A 20,744-nucleotide genomic window follows, 5' to 3' on the forward strand; every position below is an offset into this window, starting at 1 on the left:
ATGGATGGACATCAAAGGCAGCGTCGCACTGGTGACAGGCGGTGCCTCCGGGCTGGGAGCAGCCACAGCGCAGAGGTTGTTCGACGACGGCGCGTCCGTAGTGCTCGTTGACCTCCCTTCCTCCAACGGGCAGGCAGCGGCGGACGAACTCAACGGCCGTGCCCAAGCCGGCCAGGCCGCCGCCTTTGCCCCCGCCGACGTGACCAGCGAGGCTGACGTGCGGGCCGCCGTCGGGACCGCTGCAGGGATGGGGCCGCTCCGGATCGTGGTGAACTGCGCCGGGATTGCCACCCCGGGCAAGGTGCTGGGACGCGACGGCGTGCTGCCCCTGGAAGCATTCAGCCGCGTCATCCAGGTGAACCTGATCGGCACCTTCAACGTCCTGCGGCTGGCCGCCGAAACGATGGTGGCCACCGAGCCGGCGGTCACTGACCTGGGTGGCCCGGAGCGCGGCGTCATCATCAACACCGCCTCCGTTGCCGCCTTTGAGGGGCAGATCGGCCAGCCCGCGTACTCCGCTTCCAAGGGGGCAGTGGCCGCCATGACGCTGCCCATCGCCCGGGAGCTGGCACGCTCGCTGGTCCGCGTGGTCACCATTGCGCCGGGAATCTTCGAGACGCCCATGATGGCCGGTTTGCCACAGGAGGCGCAGGACTCGCTGGGCGCCCAGGTTCCGCATCCGTCCCGGCTGGGCAAGCCGGCCGAGTACGCCAACCTGGTGGCGCACATCGTGGACAACGCCATGTTGAACGGCGAAACCATCCGCCTTGACGGCGCCATCCGGATGGGGCCGAAATGAGCGCGGCGGACGTGTCACAGCTGCCGCAGGCCGACTTCTTCGCCGTCGAGTCACTCCTGGGCCAGGCCGAGCGGAACAAGCTGGCCGAACTGCGGGACTTCCTGGCAGCCGAGGTGGCACCGCACGCCGCCGACTGGTGGAACAAGGCGGAGTTTCCCGCCCACATCCTGCCCAAGCTGGCCGCGCTGGAACTGAGCACGCCCGCCCACCGCGGCTACAGCCACCTGTTCGCGGGGCTGGTCATCGCGGAGATAACGCGCGTGGACACGTCCCTCGCCACGTTCTTCCTGGTCCACCACGATCTCTTCGTCGAGTCCCTGCATACCTTCGGCAGCGGGGACCAGAAGCAGCGGCTGCTGGCTGACGCCTCGGAGCTGCGCACCACGGGCGCCTTTGCCCTCACTGAGCCCCTGCACGGCTCGGATGTGGCGGGCGGGATGGAGACGCGGGCCCGGCGGATCTCCTCCAGCACCGGGGATGCGGACGACGACGGCGACACCTGGGTGCTCAACGGTGCCAAGCGGTGGATCGGCAACGGGACTTTCTGCGACTACATGCTGGTGTGGGCACGGGACGAGGCGGACGGTGCCGTGCGGGGCTTCATCGTGGATGCCACCCTGCCGGGGGTCAGCCGGAGCAGGATCGAGAACAAGATTGCCCTGCGCACGGTCCAGAACGCGGACATCGTGTTCCATGACGTCCGGGTAGCGGAGGCGGACCGGTTCAGCGGGATCAGCAGCTTCGAGGACACCAAGGAACTGCTGCGCAGCTCCCGGATCATGGTGGCCTGGCAGACGGTGGGCCAGCAGTTGGCGGCGTTCGACGTGGCCAGGCGGTACGCCGTGGAACGCGAGCAGTTCGGCCGGCCGCTGGCACACTTCCAGCTGATCCAGCAGCAGCTGGTGACCATGCTGGGCAACGCCGTGGCCAGCATGGCCATGATGGCCGGGATTGCCAGGCTCCAGGACCAGGGCGCGGCCGACATGGCGCAGGTGGCTCTGGCCAAGTCCTACCTCAGTGCGCGGATGCGTGAGACGGTGGCGCTGGGCCGGTCCATCCTGGGCGGAAACGGCATCGTCACCGATTACCGGATGGCCAAGATCTTCGCCGACGCCGAGGCCATCTACACCTACGAGGGATCGTTCGAGGTGAACACCCTGATTGTGGGCCGCGCCATTACCGGTATCTCGGCCATCTCCTAAGCGGGGTACGGCTGCTTCTCGCCCGCCTCCACCCTGATGTCCAGGCTGTTGTTCCGTACCGGCATGGGGCAGGTGCCGTAGGGGGTGAAGGCGCTGGGGTAGTTGATGGCCCGGTTGAAGTCCAGCACCACCGAGCCGTCCGGGCGGGGCCTGGGGAGCGAGAGCTTCCGCCAGTCGTCGGTGGTGTCGCCGTTGGTCTCGTCATGGAACGTGACGGTCAGGGCGCCGAGTTTCTCTTCCTCCGCCTGGAGCCGGAATTCATGGGGGCTGCCGGGGAGGCGGAAAACGACCTCGCCCACGCTGCGGTGCACGCCGTCCACCAACGGATTCGCGGTGCCGATCGGTACGTCCGCCGGCACCGGGTAGGGCTCAAAGCGGCCCGTCACCTCCCAGTCGGGGTTGTAGGGATAGGTGGGCACGCCGTCGAAGTCCGTGAAAACCGGCGACGACGAGTCCCGGGTGCGGATGGCGTACCGCCCGCCGCGCATGGCCAGTTCCACCACCACCCGGTTCCCGTTGGGCCCGCCGAACTGCACCCACATCAGCGACTCCTCGTCGGCCAGGACCGCGGAAATGGTGCCGTCCACCCTTTCCCCGGTCTCCACCAGCGTGAGCCCGTCCGATGCCGCGGCGGTGAGGAACGCCGTCGTGCCCGCGCCGTCCGTGGACCACAGGCCCGGGGCCAGGTCGACGGCGGCGGGGGAGTCTTCGAGCCACTGGAAGGAGGTGAGGGTGAGCCAACCGTGCGGCGTTGCAAGGGCTTTGTCGCGGTTGGTGCGGAAACGCTGCCAGCGTTCCATCCTGGCGGTTGACGTGGCGGCGGCTGGGGTGGTGGCCATGGTTCCTTCCGGTTGCGTCTGCCCCCGCTACAACCCCCGCCGCATGCTGCTTGTTCCCGCCGGCTGGGAGAGTAGCGTTCTGTCATGAAGATCGCAGTTCTTGGCACAGGCACTGTAGGGCGGGCGCTGTCGGCAGCGTTCAACAGGCTGGGACACGAGGTTGTCCTGGGTACGCGCGACCCCGGGGAAACCGCCGCCCGCACCACCCCGGATGCCATGGGCGGCCCGCCCTTCAATGAGTGGCTGGCAGGACACCGCGGCATCAGGCTGGCGACGTTCGCGGAAGCGGCAGGCGACAGCGAGGTGGTGGTCAACGCAACGAACGGGGCGGCGTCCCTGGCGGCGCTGGCAGCGGCCGGCGAGGCGCGGCTGGCAGGAAAGATCCTGGTGGACGTGTCGAACCCGCTGGACTTTTCGCAGGGCAGGCCGCCGGTGCTGAATCCAGTGAACACGGAGAGCCTGGCCGAGCGCATCCAGCGGGCGTTTCCCGAAGCCCGCGTGGTGAAGACGCTGAACACCATGAACGCCGGGCTGATGGTGGAACCCCGCAGGCTCGCCGACGGAGAGCACTCCGTGTTCGTCTCCGGGGACGACGCCGGGGCCAAGAAGGTGGTCACCGGACTGCTGGCGGAACTGGGCCACCGGGACGTCATCGACCTCGGTGACATCACCTCCGCCCGCGGCGCCGAGATGGTGCTGCCGCTCTGGTTGCGGCTCTTTGGCGCGCTGGGAACCCCGGACTTCAACTTCAAAGTGGTCCGCCGGGGTTGAATGGGTGAGTGGACATCCTTGAAGGAGTAAACCGGGAATGGCTGGCCGCACTGACCTGGCTGGCGGCGCTGCTCGCCGGCGCGGGGGTGCTGCTCTGGCGACGCCGGCGTGCGGACCTCGCCGCGCTCACCGCCGTCGCCGTCTTCATGGCAGCAAACGTGGGCGCCGGCATCTATGTCCTGAACCACCTGGCGGACGGGCGCTGGGGCGGGGACGCGCAGGCGAGGCTCGTCCCGCCGTCGCTGTCCGGAACCCCGGTGGTGGGCCAGTTCCTGGCGCCGCTCGACGGAGCCATGGCAGGCATGGCGGGCGGAGTCAACGACTTCATCGACTTCCGCGCCGCGCTGCCTGTGGCGCTGGACTTCTTCGCAGCCGCCGGCTGGGCCCTGGCCGTTTCGGTGCCGGTGGCGCTGGCAGCCGCCGCCGTCCAGGCGGGAAGGGCCCGCCGCCGGAACGCTGATGGCTGCCTGGCGCACCGAGGTGGCGCAACTCCGTGCCGAGCTTGACGGCGTCAAACGCCACGTAGGGTACCGCGACATCTTTTGAGACGGATTCCACTGCTGCACCGCGCCGGGGGTAGCATCTTTAGCTAGTAACGTGGCTCACAGTATCCAGCGCAGTGTACGAGCCAAGTCCAAAACCCTCGAAAGATTGCGTCAATGGCACACACTGCAACAGCGCCCGAAACAGATCTCGCCTCCGAACTGCGCGCGGACGTCCGGCGCGTCTCCACCCTGCTGGGGGAATCACTGGTCCGCCAGCACGGACCGGAACTCCTGGACCTCGTGGAGCAGGTCCGGCTCCTGACCAAGGAATCCAAGGAAGCGGCCCGTGGCGGTGCGCATGCCACCGGTCCATGGAGCGCGCACGACGTCGTTGCCCAAGTCCGTGAACTCCTCGGCTCGCTGCCCATCGAGCAGGCAACGGACCTGGTGCGCGCCTTCGCGTTCTACTTCCACCTGGCCAACGCCGCCGAACAGGTCCACCGGGTCCGCGGCCTGCGGACCCGCGCCGAAAAGGACGGCTGGCTGGCCAAGACCGTGGCGGACATCGCCGCCCAGGCCGGCCCCGAAGTCCTGCAGGAAGTGGTCAACGGGCTGGACGTGCGCCCCATTTTCACGGCACACCCCACCGAGGCCTCCCGCCGCTCCGTCCTGGACAAGATCCGCAAGCTCTCCGACGTCCTGTCCCAGCCCACCGCCGAAGGGTCAACCGCCCGGCGCCGGCAGGACCGGCAGCTGGCCGAGATCATCGACCAGATGTGGCAGACCGACGAACTGCGCCAGGTCCGGCCCACGCCGGTCGATGAAGCCAGGAACGCCATCTACTACCTGGGCGGCATCCTCACCGACGCGATGCCCGAAATGCTCACCGAGCTCTCCGAACTCCTGGGCGAGCACGGCGTCACCCTGGCCTCCAAGGACGCCCCCATCCGGTTCGGCTCCTGGATCGGCGGCGACCGCGACGGCAACCCGAATGTCACAGCCGCCGTGACCCGCGAGATCCTGCAGATCCAGAACCAGAGCGCCATCCGCATCAGCATCGGCATGATCGACGAACTCATCTCCATCCTGTCCAACTCCACAGCGCTGGCAGGCGCGGATGAGGCATTGCTCGAGTCCATCGATGAGGACCTGAAGAAGCTGCCCGGCCTGGACAAGCGGGTCCTGGAACTGAACGCCCATGAGCCGTACCGGCTGAAGCTCACCTGCATCAAGGCCAAGCTCATCAACACCGGCAAGCGCGTTGCCGCGAACTCCAACCACGAGCACGGCCGCGATTACAGCGGCACCGATGAACTCATGGCGGACCTGCAACTGCTGGAACTGTCGCTGCGCAACCACTCCGCTGCCCTGGCCGCGGACGGCGCCCTGGCCCGCGTCCGCCGCGCCATCGCCTCCTTCGGCCTGCACCTGGCCACCCTGGACATCCGCGAACACGCGGACCACCACCACGACGCCGTGGGGCAGCTGATGGACCGAATCGGCGGCCCCGGGCTGCGCTACGCCGAGCTGAGCCGTAAGGAGCGCTTCGAGGTGCTGGGCTCCGAACTGGCCTCCCGCCGCCCGCTGTCCGGCCACCCGATCAAGCTCGACGGCGCCGCCGACGGCACCTACGACGTGTTCCGGGAAATCCGGCGGGCCCTGCGCATGTACGGCCCGGACGTCATCGAGACCTACATCATCTCCATGACCCGCGGCGCCGACGACGTCCTGGCCGCCGCCGTCCTGGCCCGTGAAGCCGGCCTGGTGAACCTCTTCGGTGACAAGCCCTACGCCAAGCTCGGCTTCGCGCCGCTGCTGGAGACGGTGGAGGAGCTGCGGGCCTCGGCCGAGATCGTCGACCAGCTGCTGTCCGACCCCTCCTACCGTGAACTGGTGCGGCTGCGCGGCGACATCCAGGAAGTGATGCTGGGCTACTCGGACTCCAACAAGGAATCCGGCGTGATGACCAGCCAGTGGGAGATCCACAAGACCCAGCGCAAGCTGCGGGATGTGGCGGCGAAGCACGGAGTGCGCGTTCGCCTGTTCCACGGCCGCGGCGGCTCCGTTGGCCGTGGCGGCGGGCCCACCTATGACGCCATCCTGGCCCAGCCCAACGGCGTCCTGGAAGGCGAAATCAAGTTCACCGAGCAGGGCGAAGTCATCTCGGACAAGTACTCCCTGCCGGAGCTTGCCCGCGAAAACCTGGAGCTTTCGCTGGCCGCGGTGCTGCAGGGTTCGGCCCTGCACCGCGATCCGCGGACCTCCGAGGACCAGCGGGAACGGTACGGGCACGTCATGGAGGCCATCTCGGACGCCGCCTTTGAGCGCTACCGCAAGCTGATCGACCACCCGGACCTGCCCGCCTACTTCATGGCCTCCACCCCGGTCGAGCAGCTGGGCTCCCTCAACATCGGCTCCCGTCCGTCCAAGCGCCCGGACTCCGGCGCCGGGCTGGGCGGCCTGCGCGCCATCCCGTGGGTCTTTGGCTGGACCCAGTCGCGGCAGATCGTGCCCGGCTGGTTCGGTGTGGGCTCCGGGCTCAAGGCCGCCCGTGAGGCCGGACATTCCGCCCAGCTGGTGGAGATGATGGACCACTGGCATTTCTTCCGCTCCGTGCTGTCCAACGTGGAAATGACGCTCGCCAAGACAGACATGGACATCGCGGGCTACTACGTGGCCACCCTGGTCCCGGAGGAGCTGCACCACCTGTTCCGGGCCATCCGGGAAGAGTATGAGCTCACTGTGGCCGAGGTCCGGAAGCTGACCGGCGAGAACCTGCTCCTGGACGCACAGCCCACGCTGAAGCGATCCCTGGAAATCCGCGACCAGTACCTGGACCCCATCAGCTACCTCCAGGTGGAACTCCTGCGCCGCATCCGCACCGAGGCCGAAATCAGCGGAGCCGAAATTGACGAGCGCCTCCAGCGGGCCATGCTGATCACCGTCAACGGCGTGGCGGCCGGCCTCCGCAACACCGGCTAAAACCCCCTTCGTTGCCCCATCACTTATGGTCCCTAACCGGCGGGAATAGGGACCATAAGTGATGGAGCATCCGGCGGTTTGGATAGGGTTGGAGGCATGCCTTCCTTCCAGACCCGCCTCAAGATCACCGGGCTGCGGCCGGGCAATCCGCCCGAGGCTGTGATGGACGCGGCCGTCGAGGCGCTGGGCACCCGCCACCACGTGGAGGCACACCAGCTCCAGATCGCCGGCGGCGTGCCGCAGCTGAACCTGCGCTTCCTCGTCGAAGCCAGCGAGTACAGCGGCGAGAACCGCCAGGCATTGGAGTCGGCAGCCATGATGCGCGACGCCGTCGAACGCGTTGCGCTGACAGGCTCGCTCAGCGTGCTGCGGCGCAGCCGCGGCAAGTGGCTGCCCGTCTAGCCTGCGCCGGGGAGGGAATCGGGTTCATCCACCACCGGTGACCGGTTCCCGCGCCGCCGGGTGACGATGATGCCCACCACGGCGCCGATCACCAGGCCCACGGCCACGCCGATCAGCGAGCTGGCCCAGAACGGCAGCTTGGTGGCTGATCCCGTGAAGTAGCCAAGCCCCACCAGCCAGCACGCCCACAGGACCGCGCCCAATCCGGCACAGAGGCTGAAACCGCGGACGGAGACGTTGGCGATGCCGGAGGCGGCCGACGTGGCCAGCCTGCCGCCCGGGATGAACCGGGCCCCGATGATGGTGCCGTAGGTGGACGAACGGCCTGCCTTGGCCAGTGCCGCATGGATACCGGAATGGACGCGGCGGCCCCATTTCCAGCGGTCCAGCACGTGGCTCAGCCGCCGCCGGAAGAGGTGGAACACCACCATGTCGCCCAGCCAGGACGCCAGGGCGGCGAGGATGAGGACCAGGAACACGTTGGCCCGTCCGTCCGCGGACAGCGCGCCGCCGGTGATCACCACCATTTCCGACGGGATGGGCGGAAAAATGGCATCGCCGAGGACCACCGGGATGACCCAGAAATAGAGGGCCGTCCCCCAGCTGTCAACGCTGCCGAAGTCCATTGCCTCAACGTACCGCACTTGGGAAACTGGCCGCATGCGGGTTGCGGTTCTGCAGGGTGACATTACGGAGCGGCGCGTTGACGTGCTGGTGAACGCCGCAAATGCGTCGCTGTTGGGCGGCGGGGGAGTGGACGGCGCTTTGCACCGGGCGGCCGGGCCGGAGCTGCTGGCCGCGTGCCGGGAACTGCGGGCAACGCAGCTGCCCCATGGCCTCCAGACCGGGGCCGCCGTGGCAACACCGGCTTTCCGGCTGCCTGCCCGCTGGGTGATCCACACGGTGGGACCCAACCGCCACGCGGGCCAAACCAACCGCGCGCTCCTGGTGTCCTGCTTCAGCGAAAGCCTGCGGCTGGCAGACAGTCTGGCGGCGGGAACGCTTGCCTTTCCGGCGGTGGGAGCCGGTGCCTACGGCTGGCAGGCTGCGGCGGTGGCGCAAGCAGCGCTGGACGCGGTTGTGGGCTTCCGGGCGTCGCATCCGGCGAGCGGGCTGGAGTTGGTGGAGTTCGTACTGCACACCGGGGAGGCGGAGGCAGTGTTCAGGGACGTGCTGGAGCCGCTTCGCTGAGTTCCAGGCTGCTGCGGTACTCCACCGGTCTGCCGGAGACCGGATCCACGAACCGGATGCCGCGGGCCAGGAGCTGCAGGGGTTTGGCGTAGTTGTCCGGTGCCTTGTCCAGCAGGTCGGGGTAGAAGGCGTCGTTCACGATTCCCAGACCCAGCGAGGCCATATGAACCCGGAGCTGGTGGGTCTTTCCTGTGTGCGGTTCCAGCCGGTACCTGGCCAGGCGCTGCCCGGCGTTGTCGGCACCTGCCGCAGGCCCGCCGTCGAACGTTTCGAGCCGCTCAATCCTGGTTTCCGCGTTGGGCTCGCCGTCAATGACCTCGGCCAGCAGATAGCTGCGGGACTTGGTCATCCGGTTGCGGACCACCACGGGAAATTCGACGGCGGGGTACCCCGGCGCGGGCTCGGCGGCCGACACGCACTCGTACTCCTTCTGCACCTGCCGTTTCTCGAACAACACCTGGTACCTGCCGCGGGTGGCCGGGTTGGTGGAGAAGAGCAGGACGCCCGCGGTCATCCGGTCCAGCCGGTGCATGGGGATCAGGTCCGGCAGGCCCAGCTGGTTCCGCAGCCGAACCAGGGCCGACTCCTGGATGTAGGTGCCGCCCGGCGTGGTGGGCAGGAAGTGGGGCTTGTCCACCACCAGCAGGTGTCCGTCCTGGTGGAGGATGCTGATGTCCACGGGCAGCCGCGTCTCCGGCGGCAGGGTGCGGTAGTACCAGATGAAGGTGTGGTCTTCGAGCTTGGTGTGCCGGTTTAGGGGTACGCCGCCCTCGCCAACGATCTCGCCGGCGTCGAACCTGTCCTCGATGCCCTGCGGATCGATGTGCCCCCAGCGGTGCATCATGTAGTCCATTGCGGTGTCCCACGGCCCCTCTTCCGGGAGGCGCAGGCGGGTGGCGTTGACGCCGTCGCGCACGGGGAGGGGGGATTGCATCACCGGTCCATTCTACCGGCGCCTGTGTGGGCGGCTCCCAACAGGTGTTGCAGCCGCCGAATCGTGGGAAGCGTCCAGCTTGCCGGAATGTTCCGGCGGTCCCCGGCCCTTTCCGGCGGCTCCGCTTCCGACAATAAAAAAGTTCTTGACAATAAAAGTTGTCGGTTGCGACACTGGAGGCATGCAGGACATCGCAGTCATCGAGGACCCGGCCGCAGCCGAGGTATCGCTGGATCCCATCCGCACCCGGATCCTGCGGGAGCTGGTCCAGCCGGCCTCCGCCACGCAGTTGGCGGTCCGGCTGGGACTGCCCCGGCAGAAGGTGAACTACCACCTCAAGGCGCTGGAACGGCATGGGCTGGTGGAGTTGGTGGAGGAACGCCGCAAGGGCAACGTCACAGAGCGGGTCCTGCAGGCCACGGCAGCCTCCTACCTCATCTCACCCTCAGCGCTGAACGACGTTTCCCCGGATCCGCGCCGGTTCGCCGACCGCTTCTCCGCCTTCTGGCTGCTGGCGCTCGCGGGCCGGATGGTGCAGGAGGTGGGGAAGCTGATTGCCGGCGCCACCGCTGCCCGGCAGAAGCTGGCCACCTTCGCCATCGACGGCGAGATCACCTTCCGCACCGCCGCCGACCGGGCAGCCTTTGCCGAGGAGCTCGGCACTGAGGTCACCCGGCTGGTGGACAAGTATCACGACGGCGGGGCGTCACCGAAGGGGCGGCGGCACCGGCTCGTCGTGGCGCTGCACCCTGCACTCAAAGAGACCAGTGCCTTCGAGGCAACCGATGAATCCCATCCAGGCAACGAATCCCATCCAGGCAAGGAGCAGGACAAATGACCGACAACCGCAACTTCGAAATCGTCTACGACACGGAGCTCCCCGGCACTCCCGAGCGCGTCTGGGAAGCGGTAACCAATGGGACGCCCGCGTGGATGTTCCCCACGGACCAGTGGCCGGACGTCAAGACCGTGGAGGAGTACCCGAACCACCTGGTCTCCCGGATGGACGGGCCAGACGGCTGGTTCAACCAGCTGGAACACGTGCTGGAACCGCTCGACGGCGGCAGGGCCCGGCTGCGCTACGTCCACAGCGGCATTTTCGCGGACAACTGGGACCAGCAGTACGACGGCGCGAGCCGCCACACCGAGTTCTACCTGCACACGCTGGGCCAATATCTGCAGTACTTCGACGGCAGGCCGGTGGTGTTTACGGACATCCAGGCGCCGTCGGCCTCCCAGGCCCCGGACGGCTTCATGCGGCTCCGCGAAGCATTGGGCGTCAGTTCGGCCATGCAGGGGGCTCAGGTGGAGGCGGAGCTCGACGGCGTAGGCCGGCTTGCAGGCAAGGTGGACTTCTCGAACGAGCACTTCATGGGTCTGCGCAGTGCGGACGCCCTCTACCGGTTCTTCGGCCGCAACGCTTTCGGAGCCCCTGTGGGCATGACCGTCCACGACTTCAGCGGCGCCGGTGATTCCGAAACCACGGCCAAGGCCTGGGGCGGCTTCCTGGAGCGGGTTTACGCGTAAAGCGCCCTGGAGTGCAGCGACGCACAAAATACTTATCGACTCGGTAAATACCTGGCGTGGTGGATATATCACCCGCGTCAGGTATTTTGCATGCCGCGCTCGAATATGCGCCTCGAAAAGCGGTGGCGTCAGGCGGCCCAGCCGCGGGCTATCGCGTCCAGGGCGGAGTTGTAGGCGCCGGACCAGTCGGCGTCCGGCGGACCTACCTGCGCCAGTTCGAGGCTCACAAGCCCGTGCACCTGGCCCCATATGGCGATGGCGACCACTTCCACAGGTTCACTCCTCAGTGTGCCCGCGTCTTGGGCCGCGGCCACGGCCTCCATCAGGGGATCCATCGCGCCCGCAGTGACTTCAGGGCTCGGCTCGCAATCCACGTAGGCGGCAAGGGCTCCGCCGAACATCAGCCGGTAGAGCGCCCTGTGCTTCAGTGCCCATGTCCGGTAGGCAGCCCCAAGTCCCTGCAGCCCATCCGGGGCTGCCGCCAGTTGCGAGTCCCGGAAGGAGCGGAAACCATCCTCCACTACGGCAGTGAGGAGCTGGGACTTGCCGCCGAAGAGGGAGTAGACGGCGGTGGTGGACGTTCCCGCGGCAGACGCCACATCCCGCAAAGTCACCTTGGCCGGCCCGTCCCGGTCTACCAGCTCGGCGGTCGTCACGAGCAGTTCCTGCCGCAGGGAATCGTTATGGATCACAGGTCTTGCCATGCCCTCCATTGTTTCATAACCTTGTTTCGTAACGTCGTTACAAAACTTCTTTGCCACAACCCAAGGAGCTTCCCATGGCGCAAAGTGTCTTTCCCGGCCGCTACACGGCCGATCCTGGCCGCCACTCAGTGACGGTCTTCCTGATCGGCATGCGGGCCAACAGGTGGTGGAAGCTGTGGACGGTCGGCAAGGTGGCAAGTGCCATGCCCCGGATGCTCCAGCACCTGGCCGGGGACCCGGCGTCGGGAATGCTGGGGTACCAGCAGTGGTTCGGCCGGACCACCATGCTGCTCAGTTATTGGGAAAGCCCGGAACACCTGCGGAAATTCGCCGCCGACCGGGAATCCCCCCACCTTGAACCCTGGCGGCGGTTCATGAGAGAGACTGCCGGAAGCGGAGATGTCGGCGTGTGGCACGAGACCTACCAGGTGCCTGTTGCCGGAATTGAAGTTATTTACAACGGGATGCCGCTCTTTGGCCTGGCCAAAGCGACGGCCCATGTTCGGGTGGGAGCCGGGACCAATACTGCCAAGCAACGGATGGGCAGGTTTGGCAGGCACCCGGCACCGGTCAGGCAATAGCCACGTCCGGGGCCTTCCTGAGGCTCCGGCGCAGTTGCGGGGCGGCGTCGAGCCGGTCCTGTGCAGAACGCAAGGCCAGCACTGCGGTTTCCAGCTTTTCCGGCGGCAGCGTAAACGGCAGGCGGAGATACCGTTCGAACGCACCGCCGATTCCAAACCGTGGCCCCGCCGCCAGCCGGATGCCGAAGTCCGGAGCAATGACCGTCAGGGCGGTGCTGGTGGGGCCGGGCAACCGGCACCACGCGGACAGGCCCCCTGACGGGTAGAGGGTTTCCCATGCCGGGAGGTGGCATGCGAGGAGTTCCAGCAGGACTGCCCGGTTCTCCCGGAGCCCAGCGAGGCGGGCCGGGAGCGGTTCGTCCAGGGCGCGGACCAGGTGGGCTGCCGCAAGCTGCTCCATGACGGGGCCGCCCAGGTCCAGGGATGTACGGGCGGCTGCAAACCGCTGGATCATGTCCCCTGACGCACGGATCCAGCCGGTCCGCAGGCCGCCCCAATGGGACTTGCTGAGCGTACCGATGGTCACCACTGCAGGACTGAACGCCGCCACCGGAGTTGTGGGAGCGCCGTCGAGGTTCAGTTCCCGCAGGGTCTCGTCCACCACCAGGATGGTACCGGCCACAGCAGCCGCCTTCACCAGCTCGCGGCGCTGGCTGTCCGGCATGAGCTGGCCGGTGGGGTTGTGGAAGTCCGGCACCACATAGGCCATTTTGGGCCGCTGCTGCACTAGTGCGGCCTTGAGCCCCTGCATGTCCCAGGCCACGGTGGCCAGGTTGCCTGTCCTGCTGGAGCCTGCGGGTTGGAGGACGTGGGTGGGTGTGAATGCCACGGGTACTGCACGGCACCCCGCAGCACGGATGGCATCCAGCGCGTTCGGGTAGCTCGGATGTTCCACCAGCACCTTGTCCTGCCGGCTGGTCAGGGCGCGAAGGATGATGTTCAGGGCGTGCTGCGCCCCGGAGGTCACCAGTACCTGGTCTGCCGTGGTGGGCACGCCCGCAGCCGTGTAGCGTGCCGCGACTGCTTCGCGCAGGGGGAGCAGGCCCATGGCGTCGTAACCGAACCCGGGCAGCAGCGCCGGAAGTTCGGTCAGGGCCGCCGCGAAGGCCCGGTGGACCAATTCACCACTGGCGGGCAGGGATGAATAAGCCAAGTCGATCAAACCCTCCGGCGCTGCCAATCCGGGTGCTGCCAGCCCGGGTGCTGCCAGTCCCACCGCGCCGGGGCCCGGCGCGTCGGCTACTTCTGCCGCCTTTCCCTGCCGGGACCGCCCCGGGTTGCCATTCAGTGGGCCACGAAGCACCATGGTGCCCGCCGCCGTCGTGCGTGGAATCCTGGTGCGGCTCCTGCTACCCTGTCCGCCGCTTAGGAAGCCCTGTTCGCGGAGTTGGCCATAGGCCGCCGTCACCGTGGTCCGGCTGACGCCCAGGGCTGCGGAAAGGGCACGTTCGCTGGGCAGCGCCGTGTCCAGGGCTACCCGGCCGTCCAGCACCAGGAGACGGACGACGTCGGCGAGCTCCCGGTAGGCGGGCGACGTCCCGGGATTCCAGGTGCCAAGGAGGCGCGCAAGTGCCGATGCGGTGAGGGAAGACATCAGGCCAGTATCTCAAACTGGCTATGTATTCCAATGCCAGTTGCGTGGAAAGGTTGGCTGCATGATGACCCGCAGACTCCTCCAGCTCTTCACCGGCCTTGCCATGTACGGCATCTCGCTCGCCATGTTCATCCGTGCGGGCCTTGGCCTGGATCCCTGGGATGTGTTCCACCAGGGCCTGGCCAACCGGACCGGCCTAAGCATCGGCGTGGTGGTCATCATTGTGAGTTTCCTGGTCTTGCTGCTGTGGATCCCGCTGCGGCAGTGGCCAGGTTTCGGAACGTTGTGCAACGCGGTGCTCGTGGGAGTGTTTGCGGATGTTGGACTGGCGCTTATCCCGGCCGTGTCCCAGATCGCAGGCCAGTTTGCGCTCCTGGGCGGCGCCATTGTGCTTAATGGCATCGCCTCCGCATGCTACATCGGGGCGCGTTTCGGACCAGGGGCGCGGGACGGGCTGATGACCGGGCTGGCCCGGCGCACCGGGTGGTCAGTCCGGCTGTCCCGCACGCTCATTGAGGTGTGCGTCCTGGCCATCGGCTGGCTGCTGGGTGGTTCGGTGGGCCTGGGCACCGTGGCCTACGCCCTGGCCATCGGTCCTTTGGTCCATGTGCTGCTGCCGCGCTTCATGGTTCCCGCTTCCCCGCTGAAGACCGCCGCCGGGGCCACTGCCGTCAAGGCTCCGGAACACTGTGCCTGAACAAGCCTGTGCCTGAACAGGTCAAACACTGAACAGGTCAAGCCCTGAACGGATCTGGCCCTGAACGGATCTGGCCCTGAACGGATCTGGCCCTGAACGGATCAAGCCGGCGCGGGCTGGCACTTCGGGCAGAAATAGATGTCGCGTTCCTCCTCGCCGTTCGGTTTGCCCAAAAGTCCGCACTGGATGGGGGTGCCGCATTTCAGGCACGGCTGGCGCTCCCGGCCGTACACCCAGTAGCCGGGCCTGCCCGCCATCCTGCCCACCGGCATGCCGCGGGCGTTGAGGATGGTCACGCGGCGCCCGGGCCCAAGGTTGACCTCCAAAAGCTGTTTGGCGTCGCTCATCAGGGTCCGCACGTCCGTGACCCCGGAAACAGGAGTAGCGGGATGGACTGCGGACAGGAAACATGCCTCGCAACGGTAAATGTTGCCGATGCCCGCGAGGTTCCGCTGGTCCAGGAGCGCAACTCCCACCGGCACCTCGGGCTGGGAGCGGACCCGGCGTTCCGCCTCGTCAAGGTCCCAGTCCGGGCCCAGGAGGTCCGGCCCGAGGAATCCCACGATGGAGTCCTCGTTGGCGGTAGGCACCACTTCCACAATGCCCAGGGAGAAGCCGACGGCGTCGGCCGCGGCGGTGCGCAGCACGCACCGGGCGGTGAAACCGGGCTTCCGCCACCGTCCGCCGGGCGGATAGACCTGCCAGGCGCCTTCCATCTTCAGATGTGAGTGGATGGTCAGCCTCTTGTCCTCCGGGCTGACCACCCGCATCAGCAGGTGCTTGCCCCGGGGGATTACCTCGTCAACGGTCCAGCCGGCCAGGTTCAGCGTGGCGAACCGGGGCACCCGGAAATCGGATGCCAGCAACGTCTGTCCGGCCAGGGCCTGATGCAGCTGGCGGGCGGCCCGCCAGACGGAATCGCCCTCAGGCACGGATCCTCAATCCCTTCGGAGTGGAGTAGGCGCCGGCGGCGCTGAGGGCCGCAGCGACCGGGGTGTCCAGGATGCCCTGCCCGTTCACTTTCTCCATGATCAGCTTGTCCACGGCTCCCCGGGTCACAACACCCGCCAGCGCCGCCCCCGCAGCGGCGAGGACGGCCTCGTCATCACTGAACGACAGCAGTGTCTTTCCGCCCCGCTCCACATAGAGGACCAACGCACCGTCCACCAGGACAACCAGCGCACCGGCTTTCCTGCCCGGGCGGTGACCCGTTCCGGCGTCGTCCTGCAGTGCGGGCCAGGGGAGGGCCGCACCATAGGGGTTGGCGGGATCGGTGGCGGCGAGTGCCAGGGCCACCGGTTCCGCCTTGGCCAGTTGCGTGTCTTCCGAGTAGGAGCGCAGCCGGTCCACGGTGGCGGGAACGGCGAACTGGGCGGCGCCCAGGTGTTCGATGAAGTAACCGCGGCGGCAGCGGCCGGCCTCCTCCAGCCGGGCCAGCACCTTGTACATGAGGCCGAAGCCGCCCAGGATCTGTTCGGCCATGACAGAGCCCCTGGTGACCACGCCGTAGCGGTCCAGCAGGAGTTCCGCGGTGGCCCTGGCATGGATGGTGGGATCGAGTTCAGGTTCCGGGAGCGCGGACCAGCGGCCTGCGGCAGTGGGCGGGGCGGCGGCACCCTGCGGTCCGTACCTGCCCCCGGCCAGTCCCGGGGACCCCATCAGGCCGGTGCCGTGGGAACGTCCCAGCCGGCTCAGACGCGGCGCCCGGGCACGCGGTGCCCGGGCCACCTGCCGGTGGGCCGTGTGGCCCCCGGCGATCAAGGACCGCACCGGGGCGAAAGTGTCCCCGGTGATCCTGCCGGCCCACGCGAGGTCCCACAGCGCAGCCACCACTTCCTGGTCCCCCAGCACGGCGTCCATGCCGCCCGCCACTTCGGTCAGCTGGCGGAAGAAATACCCGCCGCCGTTGTTGCGCAGGTGGTCCAGGAGCCGCTGGCCGGCGTCCCCCGGTTCGAACCCGGGCGCGGGGTTGAGCGTCAGTTCCACCGAATCCGCCAGGTGCAGGCTGATCCAGCCGTCGTTTCCGGGAAGCGCTCCAGCCCCGGACCAGATCACTTCACCTGCGGCCATCAGTTCATCCAGCATGGCGGGCTGGTAGTTGGAGACCCTGGTGGCCAGCACCAGGGGTTCCCAGGCCGAGGCAGGAACGGGCACCCCGGAGAGCTGGTCGATGGCGGTGATGATGCCGTCCAGGCCGCGCAGCGAAGGCTGGCCGCGGCCGCCGCCGGGAGTCCGGACATGCTGCCACGCCGGCAGGAAACGTCCATAGGCGGCGGCATCCACCGGTTCCACTTCTGCCCGCAGCGCGGCCAGGGAACGACGGCGGAGCTTGCGCAGCACCTCGGCGTCGCACCATTCGCTGGAAACAATGTGCGGAACATCGGAGGTAGGAGAGACGGCTGCAGGTCCATCCGCTGGAAGTGGTCCGCCCGGTTGTCCGGCATCAAGCGACGCGTCCCCGTCACCGTTGGAATCCGGCTCTGCGGCCTCCGGCGGTGCGGCATGCGGCCGGAACTCACCCTCCACCACACGTCCATCCGCTGCCAGGCGTTTCAGGGCCGTACCCACCACGGCCACACCGAGGCCCAGTCGGGCGGCAGCCTCGGCTGCGGTAAAGGGCCCATGTGTCCGCGCATACCGGGAAACGAGATCGCCCAGGGGATCGGACACTGGCTCGATGAAAGCCAGCGGAACTCCCATGGGCAGGGGAACACCAATGGCGTCGCGGAGGCGGGCTGCGTCCTCCACCGCGGCGAAGCGTTCCACGCCGCCGATGTTCACTTTGATGGCGCGGTTGGCGCGCTGAAGCGCGGCCAGGTGCGCCACCGCCTCTTCCACGGTGGCGGCAGGCTCGACCGGCGCGGTTTCATCGGGCCCGGCCTCCACGGCCCCATGCGCGAGATCCTGCCCAACTCCACCGGCATCGTGCCCAACCACCGCCGCACCCTGGAGCCGTGCCGCCGTCTCCTCGGGCGCGAGCGGGCCCAGCAACCGCAGGAGGTCGGCGACTCCTTCCATCCCCCGTGCGCGCCGGTCCGGCGCCAGGCGCTGCAGTTCGCGTTCGGTGGCCTCGATAACCTTGGCGTCCAGGAGCTCGCGCAGCTCCACCCGGCCCAGCAACTCGTTCAGGAGGGTGGAGTCCAGGGCCAGGGCGGCGGCCCGCCGCTCCGCGAGCGGGGAGTCGCCCTCGTAGAGGAACTGCGCCACATAGCCGAAGAGGAGGGACTTGGCGAACGGCGAGGGCTGCTGGGTGGTGGTCTGGACAATCCGCAGTTCCCGCCGTTCCACGGACGCGGCAATGTCCTTCAACGCAGGCAGGTCGTAGACGTCCTGCAGGCATTCGCGCACCGTTTCCAGCACGATGGGAAACGTGGGGTACTTCCTGGCCACGTCCAGCAGCTGTGCCGACCGCTGGCGCTGCTGCCACAGCGGCTGGCGTTTGCCGGGGGTCTGTCGGGGCAGCAGGAGCGCGCGGGCTGCGCACTCCCGGAACCGTGAGGCGAACAGGGCACTGCCGCCCACCTCGGCCGTGACGATCTGCTCAAGTTCCTCGGGATCGAAGAGGAACAGCTCGGCGCCGGGCGGCTCGTCCTCCATCATGGGCACCCGCAGCACGATGCCGTCGTCGGCTGCCATGGCGGAGCCGTCCAGCCCGTAGCGCTGGTGCAGCCGTTGCCCCACGGCAAGGGCCCACGGCGCGTGCACCGGCATACCGAACGGACTGTGCAGGATGACCCGCCAGTCGCCCAGTTCGTCATGGAACCGCTCCACAACCAGTGTGGTGTCACTGGGCACCACCTCCGTGGCCTGCTTCTGCTCGCTGAGGTACTGGATAAGGTTGTTCGCGGCGAATTCATCCAGGCCGCTGGCCTTGCAGCGCTCGGTGGCAGGCCCGGCGTCGGACGCGGACAGTTCACGCACGAAGGCGCCCAGCGCGCGGCCCAGGTCCACGGGCCGGCCCAGCGAATCGCCCTTCCAGAACGGCAGCTTGCCGGGCTGCCCGAACGCGGGGGACACCAGGACGCGGTCGTGGGTGATGTCCTCGATCTTCCAGCTGGTGGCACCCAAGGCAAAGACGTCCCCCACCCGGGACTCGTAGACCATTTCTTCGTCCAGCTCGCCCACCCGCCGGCCGCCCTTCGGCGCGCGTGCCGGTTTGCCGTCCTCCGAGGGGGAGGCGGAGCCCTCCTGTTCGGTGCCGATGATGTAGACGCCGAACAGGCCGCGGTCCGGGATGGTGCCCCCGGATGTGACCGCAAGGCGTTGGGCCCCGGGCCGTCCCTCGATGGTGCCGGCATTTCGGTCCCAGATGATGCGGGGCCGGAGTTCGGCGAATTCGTCTGACGGGTACCGCCCCGCCAGGAGGTCGAGGGTGGCTTCGAACGCTGACCGCGGAAGCGAGGCAAATGGTGCGGAGCGCCGGACGGTGCTGAACCATTCCTCCACATCGATCCTGCCCAGGGCGGTTGCGGCCACGGTCTGCTGGGCCAGGATGTCCAGCGGGTTGGCCGGGATGCTGAGCCGCTCGATCTTGCCGCCCAGCATCCGCTCGACCGTGATGGCCGTGTGGACCAGGTCCGCCCGGTGCTTGGGGAAAAGGACGCCCTGGGAAATCTCGCCCACCTGGTGCCCGGCGCGGCCCACCCGCTGCAGCCCACTGGCCACGGATGGCGGCGATTCCACCTGCACCACCAGGTCCACGGCGCCCATGTCGATGCCCAGCTCCAGGGACGAGGTGGCAACGACGCACCGCAGCCGCCCGGATTTAAGGTCGTCCTCGATCAGGGCACGCTGGTCCTTGGACACCGAGCCATGGTGGGCCCGGGCCAGCACCGGATCGGCGCCGGCGGAGCTCCCGGCCTGCGCCATCATGTGTGCAGGGGTGGCGGTGGAAGCGGGAATGCCCGACGCCGGTCCCCCTGGCGTGCCGGCTGCGCCTATCTGCCCTTCCGGGCCCGGGTCATCCCAGCCTCCGCCCACGGCAATCAGTTGGCGTTCGGCGTAGATCTCGTTGAGGCGTGCAGTGAGGCGTTCGGCGAGCCGCCGGGAGTTGGCGAAGACGATGGTGGACTGGTTGGCCAGCACCAGGTCCACGATCTTTTCCTCCACATGCGGCCAGATGGACGCCTGCGGCTGCAGCCCGGACGCGGGGCCGGAATCAAACGCCCCGGCCGCTCCCTGCAGGTCCGACATGTCCTCCACCGGCACCGACACAGTGAGGTCCCAGTTCTTCCTGGCTGGCGGCGCCACGATCTCGACGGGGGCCGAACCGGCAAGGAACTGGGCCACGAGTTCCCGGGGCTCCACCGTGGCGGAAAGCCCGATGCGCTGCGCGGGTTTGGGCAGCAGCGCGTCCAGCCGCTCCAGGGACACGGCAAGGTGGGCCCCGCGCTTGGTGCCGGCCACCGCGTGGACCTCGTCAATGATGATGGTGTCCACCTCGGCCAGGGTTTCGCGGGCCTTCGAGGTGAGCATGAGGAACAGGGACTCGGGGGTAGTGATGAGGATGTCCGGCGGGTTGGTCAGCAACGCGCGGCGGTCGTTGGCGGGAGTGTCCCCGGACCGGACTCCCACCGTGATCAGCGGCGCGGGAAGTTCCAGCCGCTTTGCCGTCTGGGTGATGCCGATCAGTGGGGAGCGCAGGTTCCGTTCCACGTCGACGCCGAGGGCCTTGAGGGGCGAAATGTAGAGGACACGGGTCTTGCGTTTGGGCGCCCGGACCCGCCTGCCTTTCACCGGTGCCTCAGCAGCGGCGGGGTCAGGGGCGTGGGATGCCGAGACCAGTAGCCTGTCCAGGGCCCAGAGGAAGGCTGCGAGGGTCTTTCCCGAACCGGTTGGGGCCACCACCAGCGCATGCGACCCCGAGGAGATGGCGTTCCAGGCGCCTGCCTGCGCAGGTGTGGGCGCCGAAAACGCGCCCAGGAACCAGTCCCTGGTGGGCCGGCTGAATTGGCCCATTGAGGCGGCCGCGCCGGAGACACTGCTGCCGGCAGGACGCTGTTCCTGGTTCATGCCTCCATCATGCCCCAAGGCACT

18 protein-coding genes are annotated in these 20,744 nt (G+C 68.0%); 11 read left to right on the forward strand and 7 right to left on the reverse strand.

Features of this window, described 5'->3' with window-relative positions; genetic code table 11:
• Window positions 1-4: 4 nt before the first annotated feature.
• Together FBY36_RS12155 and FBY36_RS12160 are read left to right on the forward strand one after the other, a co-directional pair.
• Window positions 5-799, forward strand: coding sequence for an SDR family NAD(P)-dependent oxidoreductase (locus FBY36_RS12155; protein ID WP_142119731.1), 795 nt, complete (start codon window positions 5-7; stop codon window positions 797-799).
• The gene (locus FBY36_RS12160) at window positions 796-2,001 is read left to right on the forward strand and encodes an acyl-CoA dehydrogenase family protein (protein ID WP_142119733.1); all 1,206 of its coding nucleotides are present in this window, start codon (window positions 796-798) and stop codon (window positions 1,999-2,001) included. The genes FBY36_RS12155 and FBY36_RS12160 overlap by 4 nt, the downstream gene beginning before the upstream one ends.
• On the opposite strand, the gene FBY36_RS12165 is transcribed toward FBY36_RS12160, so the two are convergent.
• On the reverse strand, window positions 1,998-2,840 hold the full coding sequence (locus FBY36_RS12165) for a DUF1684 domain-containing protein (protein ID WP_142119735.1): 843 nt from the start codon (window positions 2,838-2,840) through the stop codon (window positions 1,998-2,000). The two genes, FBY36_RS12160 and FBY36_RS12165, sit on opposite strands and share 4 nt — an antisense overlap.
• An 84-nt stretch (window positions 2,841-2,924) precedes the next feature.
• Here FBY36_RS12165 and FBY36_RS12170 point away from each other — a divergent pair, with 84 nt between their 5' ends.
• From FBY36_RS12170 to FBY36_RS12185, 4 genes are all read left to right on the forward strand, one after another.
• Window positions 2,925-3,611: an NADPH-dependent F420 reductase gene (locus FBY36_RS12170; RefSeq protein ID WP_142119737.1), complete on the forward strand. Its 687-nt coding sequence runs from the start codon at window positions 2,925-2,927 to the stop codon at window positions 3,609-3,611.
• A gap of 8 nt (window positions 3,612-3,619) precedes the next feature.
• Window positions 3,620-4,117, forward strand: a complete 498-nt coding sequence (locus tag FBY36_RS12175; RefSeq protein ID WP_235008812.1) for a hypothetical protein — start codon at window positions 3,620-3,622, stop codon at window positions 4,115-4,117.
• Between the two features lie 153 nt (window positions 4,118-4,270).
• On the forward strand, window positions 4,271-7,078 hold the full coding sequence (gene ppc / locus FBY36_RS12180; protein ID WP_142119739.1) for a phosphoenolpyruvate carboxylase: 2,808 nt from the start codon (window positions 4,271-4,273) through the stop codon (window positions 7,076-7,078).
• Between the two features lie 96 nt (window positions 7,079-7,174).
• Window positions 7,175-7,480, forward strand: coding sequence for a hypothetical protein (locus tag FBY36_RS12185; protein ID WP_142119741.1), 306 nt, complete (start codon window positions 7,175-7,177; stop codon window positions 7,478-7,480).
• Here FBY36_RS12185 and FBY36_RS12190 read toward each other — a convergent pair.
• The gene (locus FBY36_RS12190) at window positions 7,477-8,106 is read right to left on the reverse strand and encodes a DedA family protein (protein WP_142119743.1); all 630 of its coding nucleotides are present in this window, start codon (window positions 8,104-8,106) and stop codon (window positions 7,477-7,479) included. The two genes, FBY36_RS12185 and FBY36_RS12190, sit on opposite strands and share 4 nt — an antisense overlap.
• Window positions 8,107-8,140: 34 nt before the next feature.
• Here FBY36_RS12190 and FBY36_RS12195 point away from each other — a divergent pair, with 34 nt between their 5' ends.
• Complete coding sequence (locus tag FBY36_RS12195; RefSeq protein ID WP_142119745.1) at window positions 8,141-8,671, forward strand: O-acetyl-ADP-ribose deacetylase; 531 nt, start codon at window positions 8,141-8,143, stop codon at window positions 8,669-8,671.
• Here FBY36_RS12195 and FBY36_RS12200 read toward each other — a convergent pair.
• Window positions 8,643-9,605, reverse strand: coding sequence for an RluA family pseudouridine synthase (locus FBY36_RS12200; RefSeq protein WP_142122614.1), 963 nt, complete (start codon window positions 9,603-9,605; stop codon window positions 8,643-8,645). The genes FBY36_RS12195 and FBY36_RS12200 overlap by 29 nt on opposite strands.
• Window positions 9,606-9,786: 181 nt before the next feature.
• Between FBY36_RS12200 and FBY36_RS12205 the strand changes: the two genes are divergently transcribed.
• Both FBY36_RS12205 and FBY36_RS12210 read left to right on the forward strand, forming a co-directional pair.
• On the forward strand, window positions 9,787-10,443 hold the full coding sequence (locus FBY36_RS12205; protein WP_142119747.1) for a winged helix-turn-helix domain-containing protein: 657 nt from the start codon (window positions 9,787-9,789) through the stop codon (window positions 10,441-10,443).
• The gene (locus tag FBY36_RS12210) at window positions 10,440-11,132 is read left to right on the forward strand and encodes an SRPBCC family protein (RefSeq protein ID WP_142119749.1); all 693 of its coding nucleotides are present in this window, start codon (window positions 10,440-10,442) and stop codon (window positions 11,130-11,132) included. The genes FBY36_RS12205 and FBY36_RS12210 overlap by 4 nt, the downstream gene beginning before the upstream one ends.
• 128 nt (window positions 11,133-11,260) lie before the next feature.
• Here FBY36_RS12210 and FBY36_RS12215 read toward each other — a convergent pair whose 3' ends face one another.
• On the reverse strand, window positions 11,261-11,836 hold the full coding sequence (locus FBY36_RS12215) for a TetR/AcrR family transcriptional regulator (protein ID WP_235008813.1): 576 nt from the start codon (window positions 11,834-11,836) through the stop codon (window positions 11,261-11,263).
• A 74-nt stretch (window positions 11,837-11,910) separates the two neighbouring features.
• Between FBY36_RS12215 and FBY36_RS12220 the strand changes: the two genes are divergently transcribed.
• Entirely contained in the window at window positions 11,911-12,417 is a 507-nt protein-coding gene (locus FBY36_RS12220) for a DUF4188 domain-containing protein (protein ID WP_142119753.1), read from the forward strand.
• On the opposite strand, the gene yczR is transcribed toward FBY36_RS12220, so the two are convergent.
• Complete coding sequence (gene yczR / locus FBY36_RS12225; RefSeq protein WP_442858242.1) at window positions 12,407-14,011, reverse strand: MocR-like transcription factor YczR; 1,605 nt, start codon at window positions 14,009-14,011, stop codon at window positions 12,407-12,409. The genes FBY36_RS12220 and yczR overlap by 11 nt on opposite strands.
• A gap of 61 nt (window positions 14,012-14,072) precedes the next feature.
• Between yczR and yczE the strand changes: the two genes are divergently transcribed.
• Window positions 14,073-14,708, forward strand: a complete 636-nt coding sequence (gene yczE, locus FBY36_RS12230) for a membrane protein YczE (RefSeq protein WP_142119757.1) — start codon at window positions 14,073-14,075, stop codon at window positions 14,706-14,708.
• A gap of 101 nt (window positions 14,709-14,809) precedes the next feature.
• Here yczE and FBY36_RS12235 read toward each other — a convergent pair whose 3' ends face one another.
• Window positions 14,810-15,640 carry an Fpg/Nei family DNA glycosylase gene (locus FBY36_RS12235; protein WP_142119759.1) on the reverse strand — a complete coding sequence of 277 codons (831 nt, stop codon included), beginning with the start codon at window positions 15,638-15,640 and terminating at the stop codon, window positions 14,810-14,812.
• A complete protein-coding gene (locus tag FBY36_RS12240; RefSeq protein WP_142119761.1) occupies window positions 15,633-20,720 on the reverse strand; it encodes an Lhr family ATP-dependent helicase in 5,088 nt (1,695 codons plus the stop codon). Before FBY36_RS12240 ends, FBY36_RS12235 begins: the two co-directional genes overlap by 8 nt.
• Between the last annotated feature and the right edge of the window lie 24 nt (window positions 20,721-20,744).

The organism is Arthrobacter sp. SLBN-122 (assembly GCF_006715165.1).
Taxonomy (GTDB): domain Bacteria; phylum Actinomycetota; class Actinomycetes; order Actinomycetales; family Micrococcaceae; genus Arthrobacter.

What these genes read in the sequence shown, in the direction of transcription:
- FBY36_RS12195 (WP_142119745.1), top strand. Translation starts at nt 8,141, where the DNA reads ATGCGGGTTGCGGTTCTGCAGGGTGACATTACGGAGCGGCGCGTTGAC.
- FBY36_RS12200 (WP_142122614.1), bottom strand. Translation starts at nt 9,605, where the DNA reads ATGCAATCCCCCCTCCCCGTGCGCGACGGCGTCAACGCCACCCGCCTG.
- FBY36_RS12165 (WP_142119735.1), bottom strand. Translation starts at nt 2,840, where the DNA reads ATGGCCACCACCCCAGCCGCCGCCACGTCAACCGCCAGGATGGAACGC.
- FBY36_RS12190 (WP_142119743.1), bottom strand. Translation starts at nt 8,106, where the DNA reads ATGGACTTCGGCAGCGTTGACAGCTGGGGGACGGCCCTCTATTTCTGG.
- ppc (WP_142119739.1), top strand. Translation starts at nt 4,271, where the DNA reads ATGGCACACACTGCAACAGCGCCCGAAACAGATCTCGCCTCCGAACTG.
- FBY36_RS12170 (WP_142119737.1), top strand. Translation starts at nt 2,925, where the DNA reads ATGAAGATCGCAGTTCTTGGCACAGGCACTGTAGGGCGGGCGCTGTCG.
- FBY36_RS12185 (WP_142119741.1), top strand. Translation starts at nt 7,175, where the DNA reads ATGCCTTCCTTCCAGACCCGCCTCAAGATCACCGGGCTGCGGCCGGGC.
- FBY36_RS12155 (WP_142119731.1), top strand. Translation starts at nt 5, where the DNA reads ATGGACATCAAAGGCAGCGTCGCACTGGTGACAGGCGGTGCCTCCGGG.
- FBY36_RS12220 (WP_142119753.1), top strand. Translation starts at nt 11,911, where the DNA reads ATGGCGCAAAGTGTCTTTCCCGGCCGCTACACGGCCGATCCTGGCCGC.
- FBY36_RS12160 (WP_142119733.1), top strand. Translation starts at nt 796, where the DNA reads ATGAGCGCGGCGGACGTGTCACAGCTGCCGCAGGCCGACTTCTTCGCC.
- yczR (WP_442858242.1), bottom strand. Translation starts at nt 14,011, where the DNA reads ATGTCTTCCCTCACCGCATCGGCACTTGCGCGCCTCCTTGGCACCTGG.
- FBY36_RS12240 (WP_142119761.1), bottom strand. Translation starts at nt 20,720, where the DNA reads ATGAACCAGGAACAGCGTCCTGCCGGCAGCAGTGTCTCCGGCGCGGCC.
- FBY36_RS12215 (WP_235008813.1), bottom strand. Translation starts at nt 11,836, where the DNA reads ATGGCAAGACCTGTGATCCATAACGATTCCCTGCGGCAGGAACTGCTC.
- FBY36_RS12205 (WP_142119747.1), top strand. Translation starts at nt 9,787, where the DNA reads ATGCAGGACATCGCAGTCATCGAGGACCCGGCCGCAGCCGAGGTATCG.
- FBY36_RS12210 (WP_142119749.1), top strand. Translation starts at nt 10,440, where the DNA reads ATGACCGACAACCGCAACTTCGAAATCGTCTACGACACGGAGCTCCCC.
- yczE (WP_142119757.1), top strand. Translation starts at nt 14,073, where the DNA reads ATGATGACCCGCAGACTCCTCCAGCTCTTCACCGGCCTTGCCATGTAC.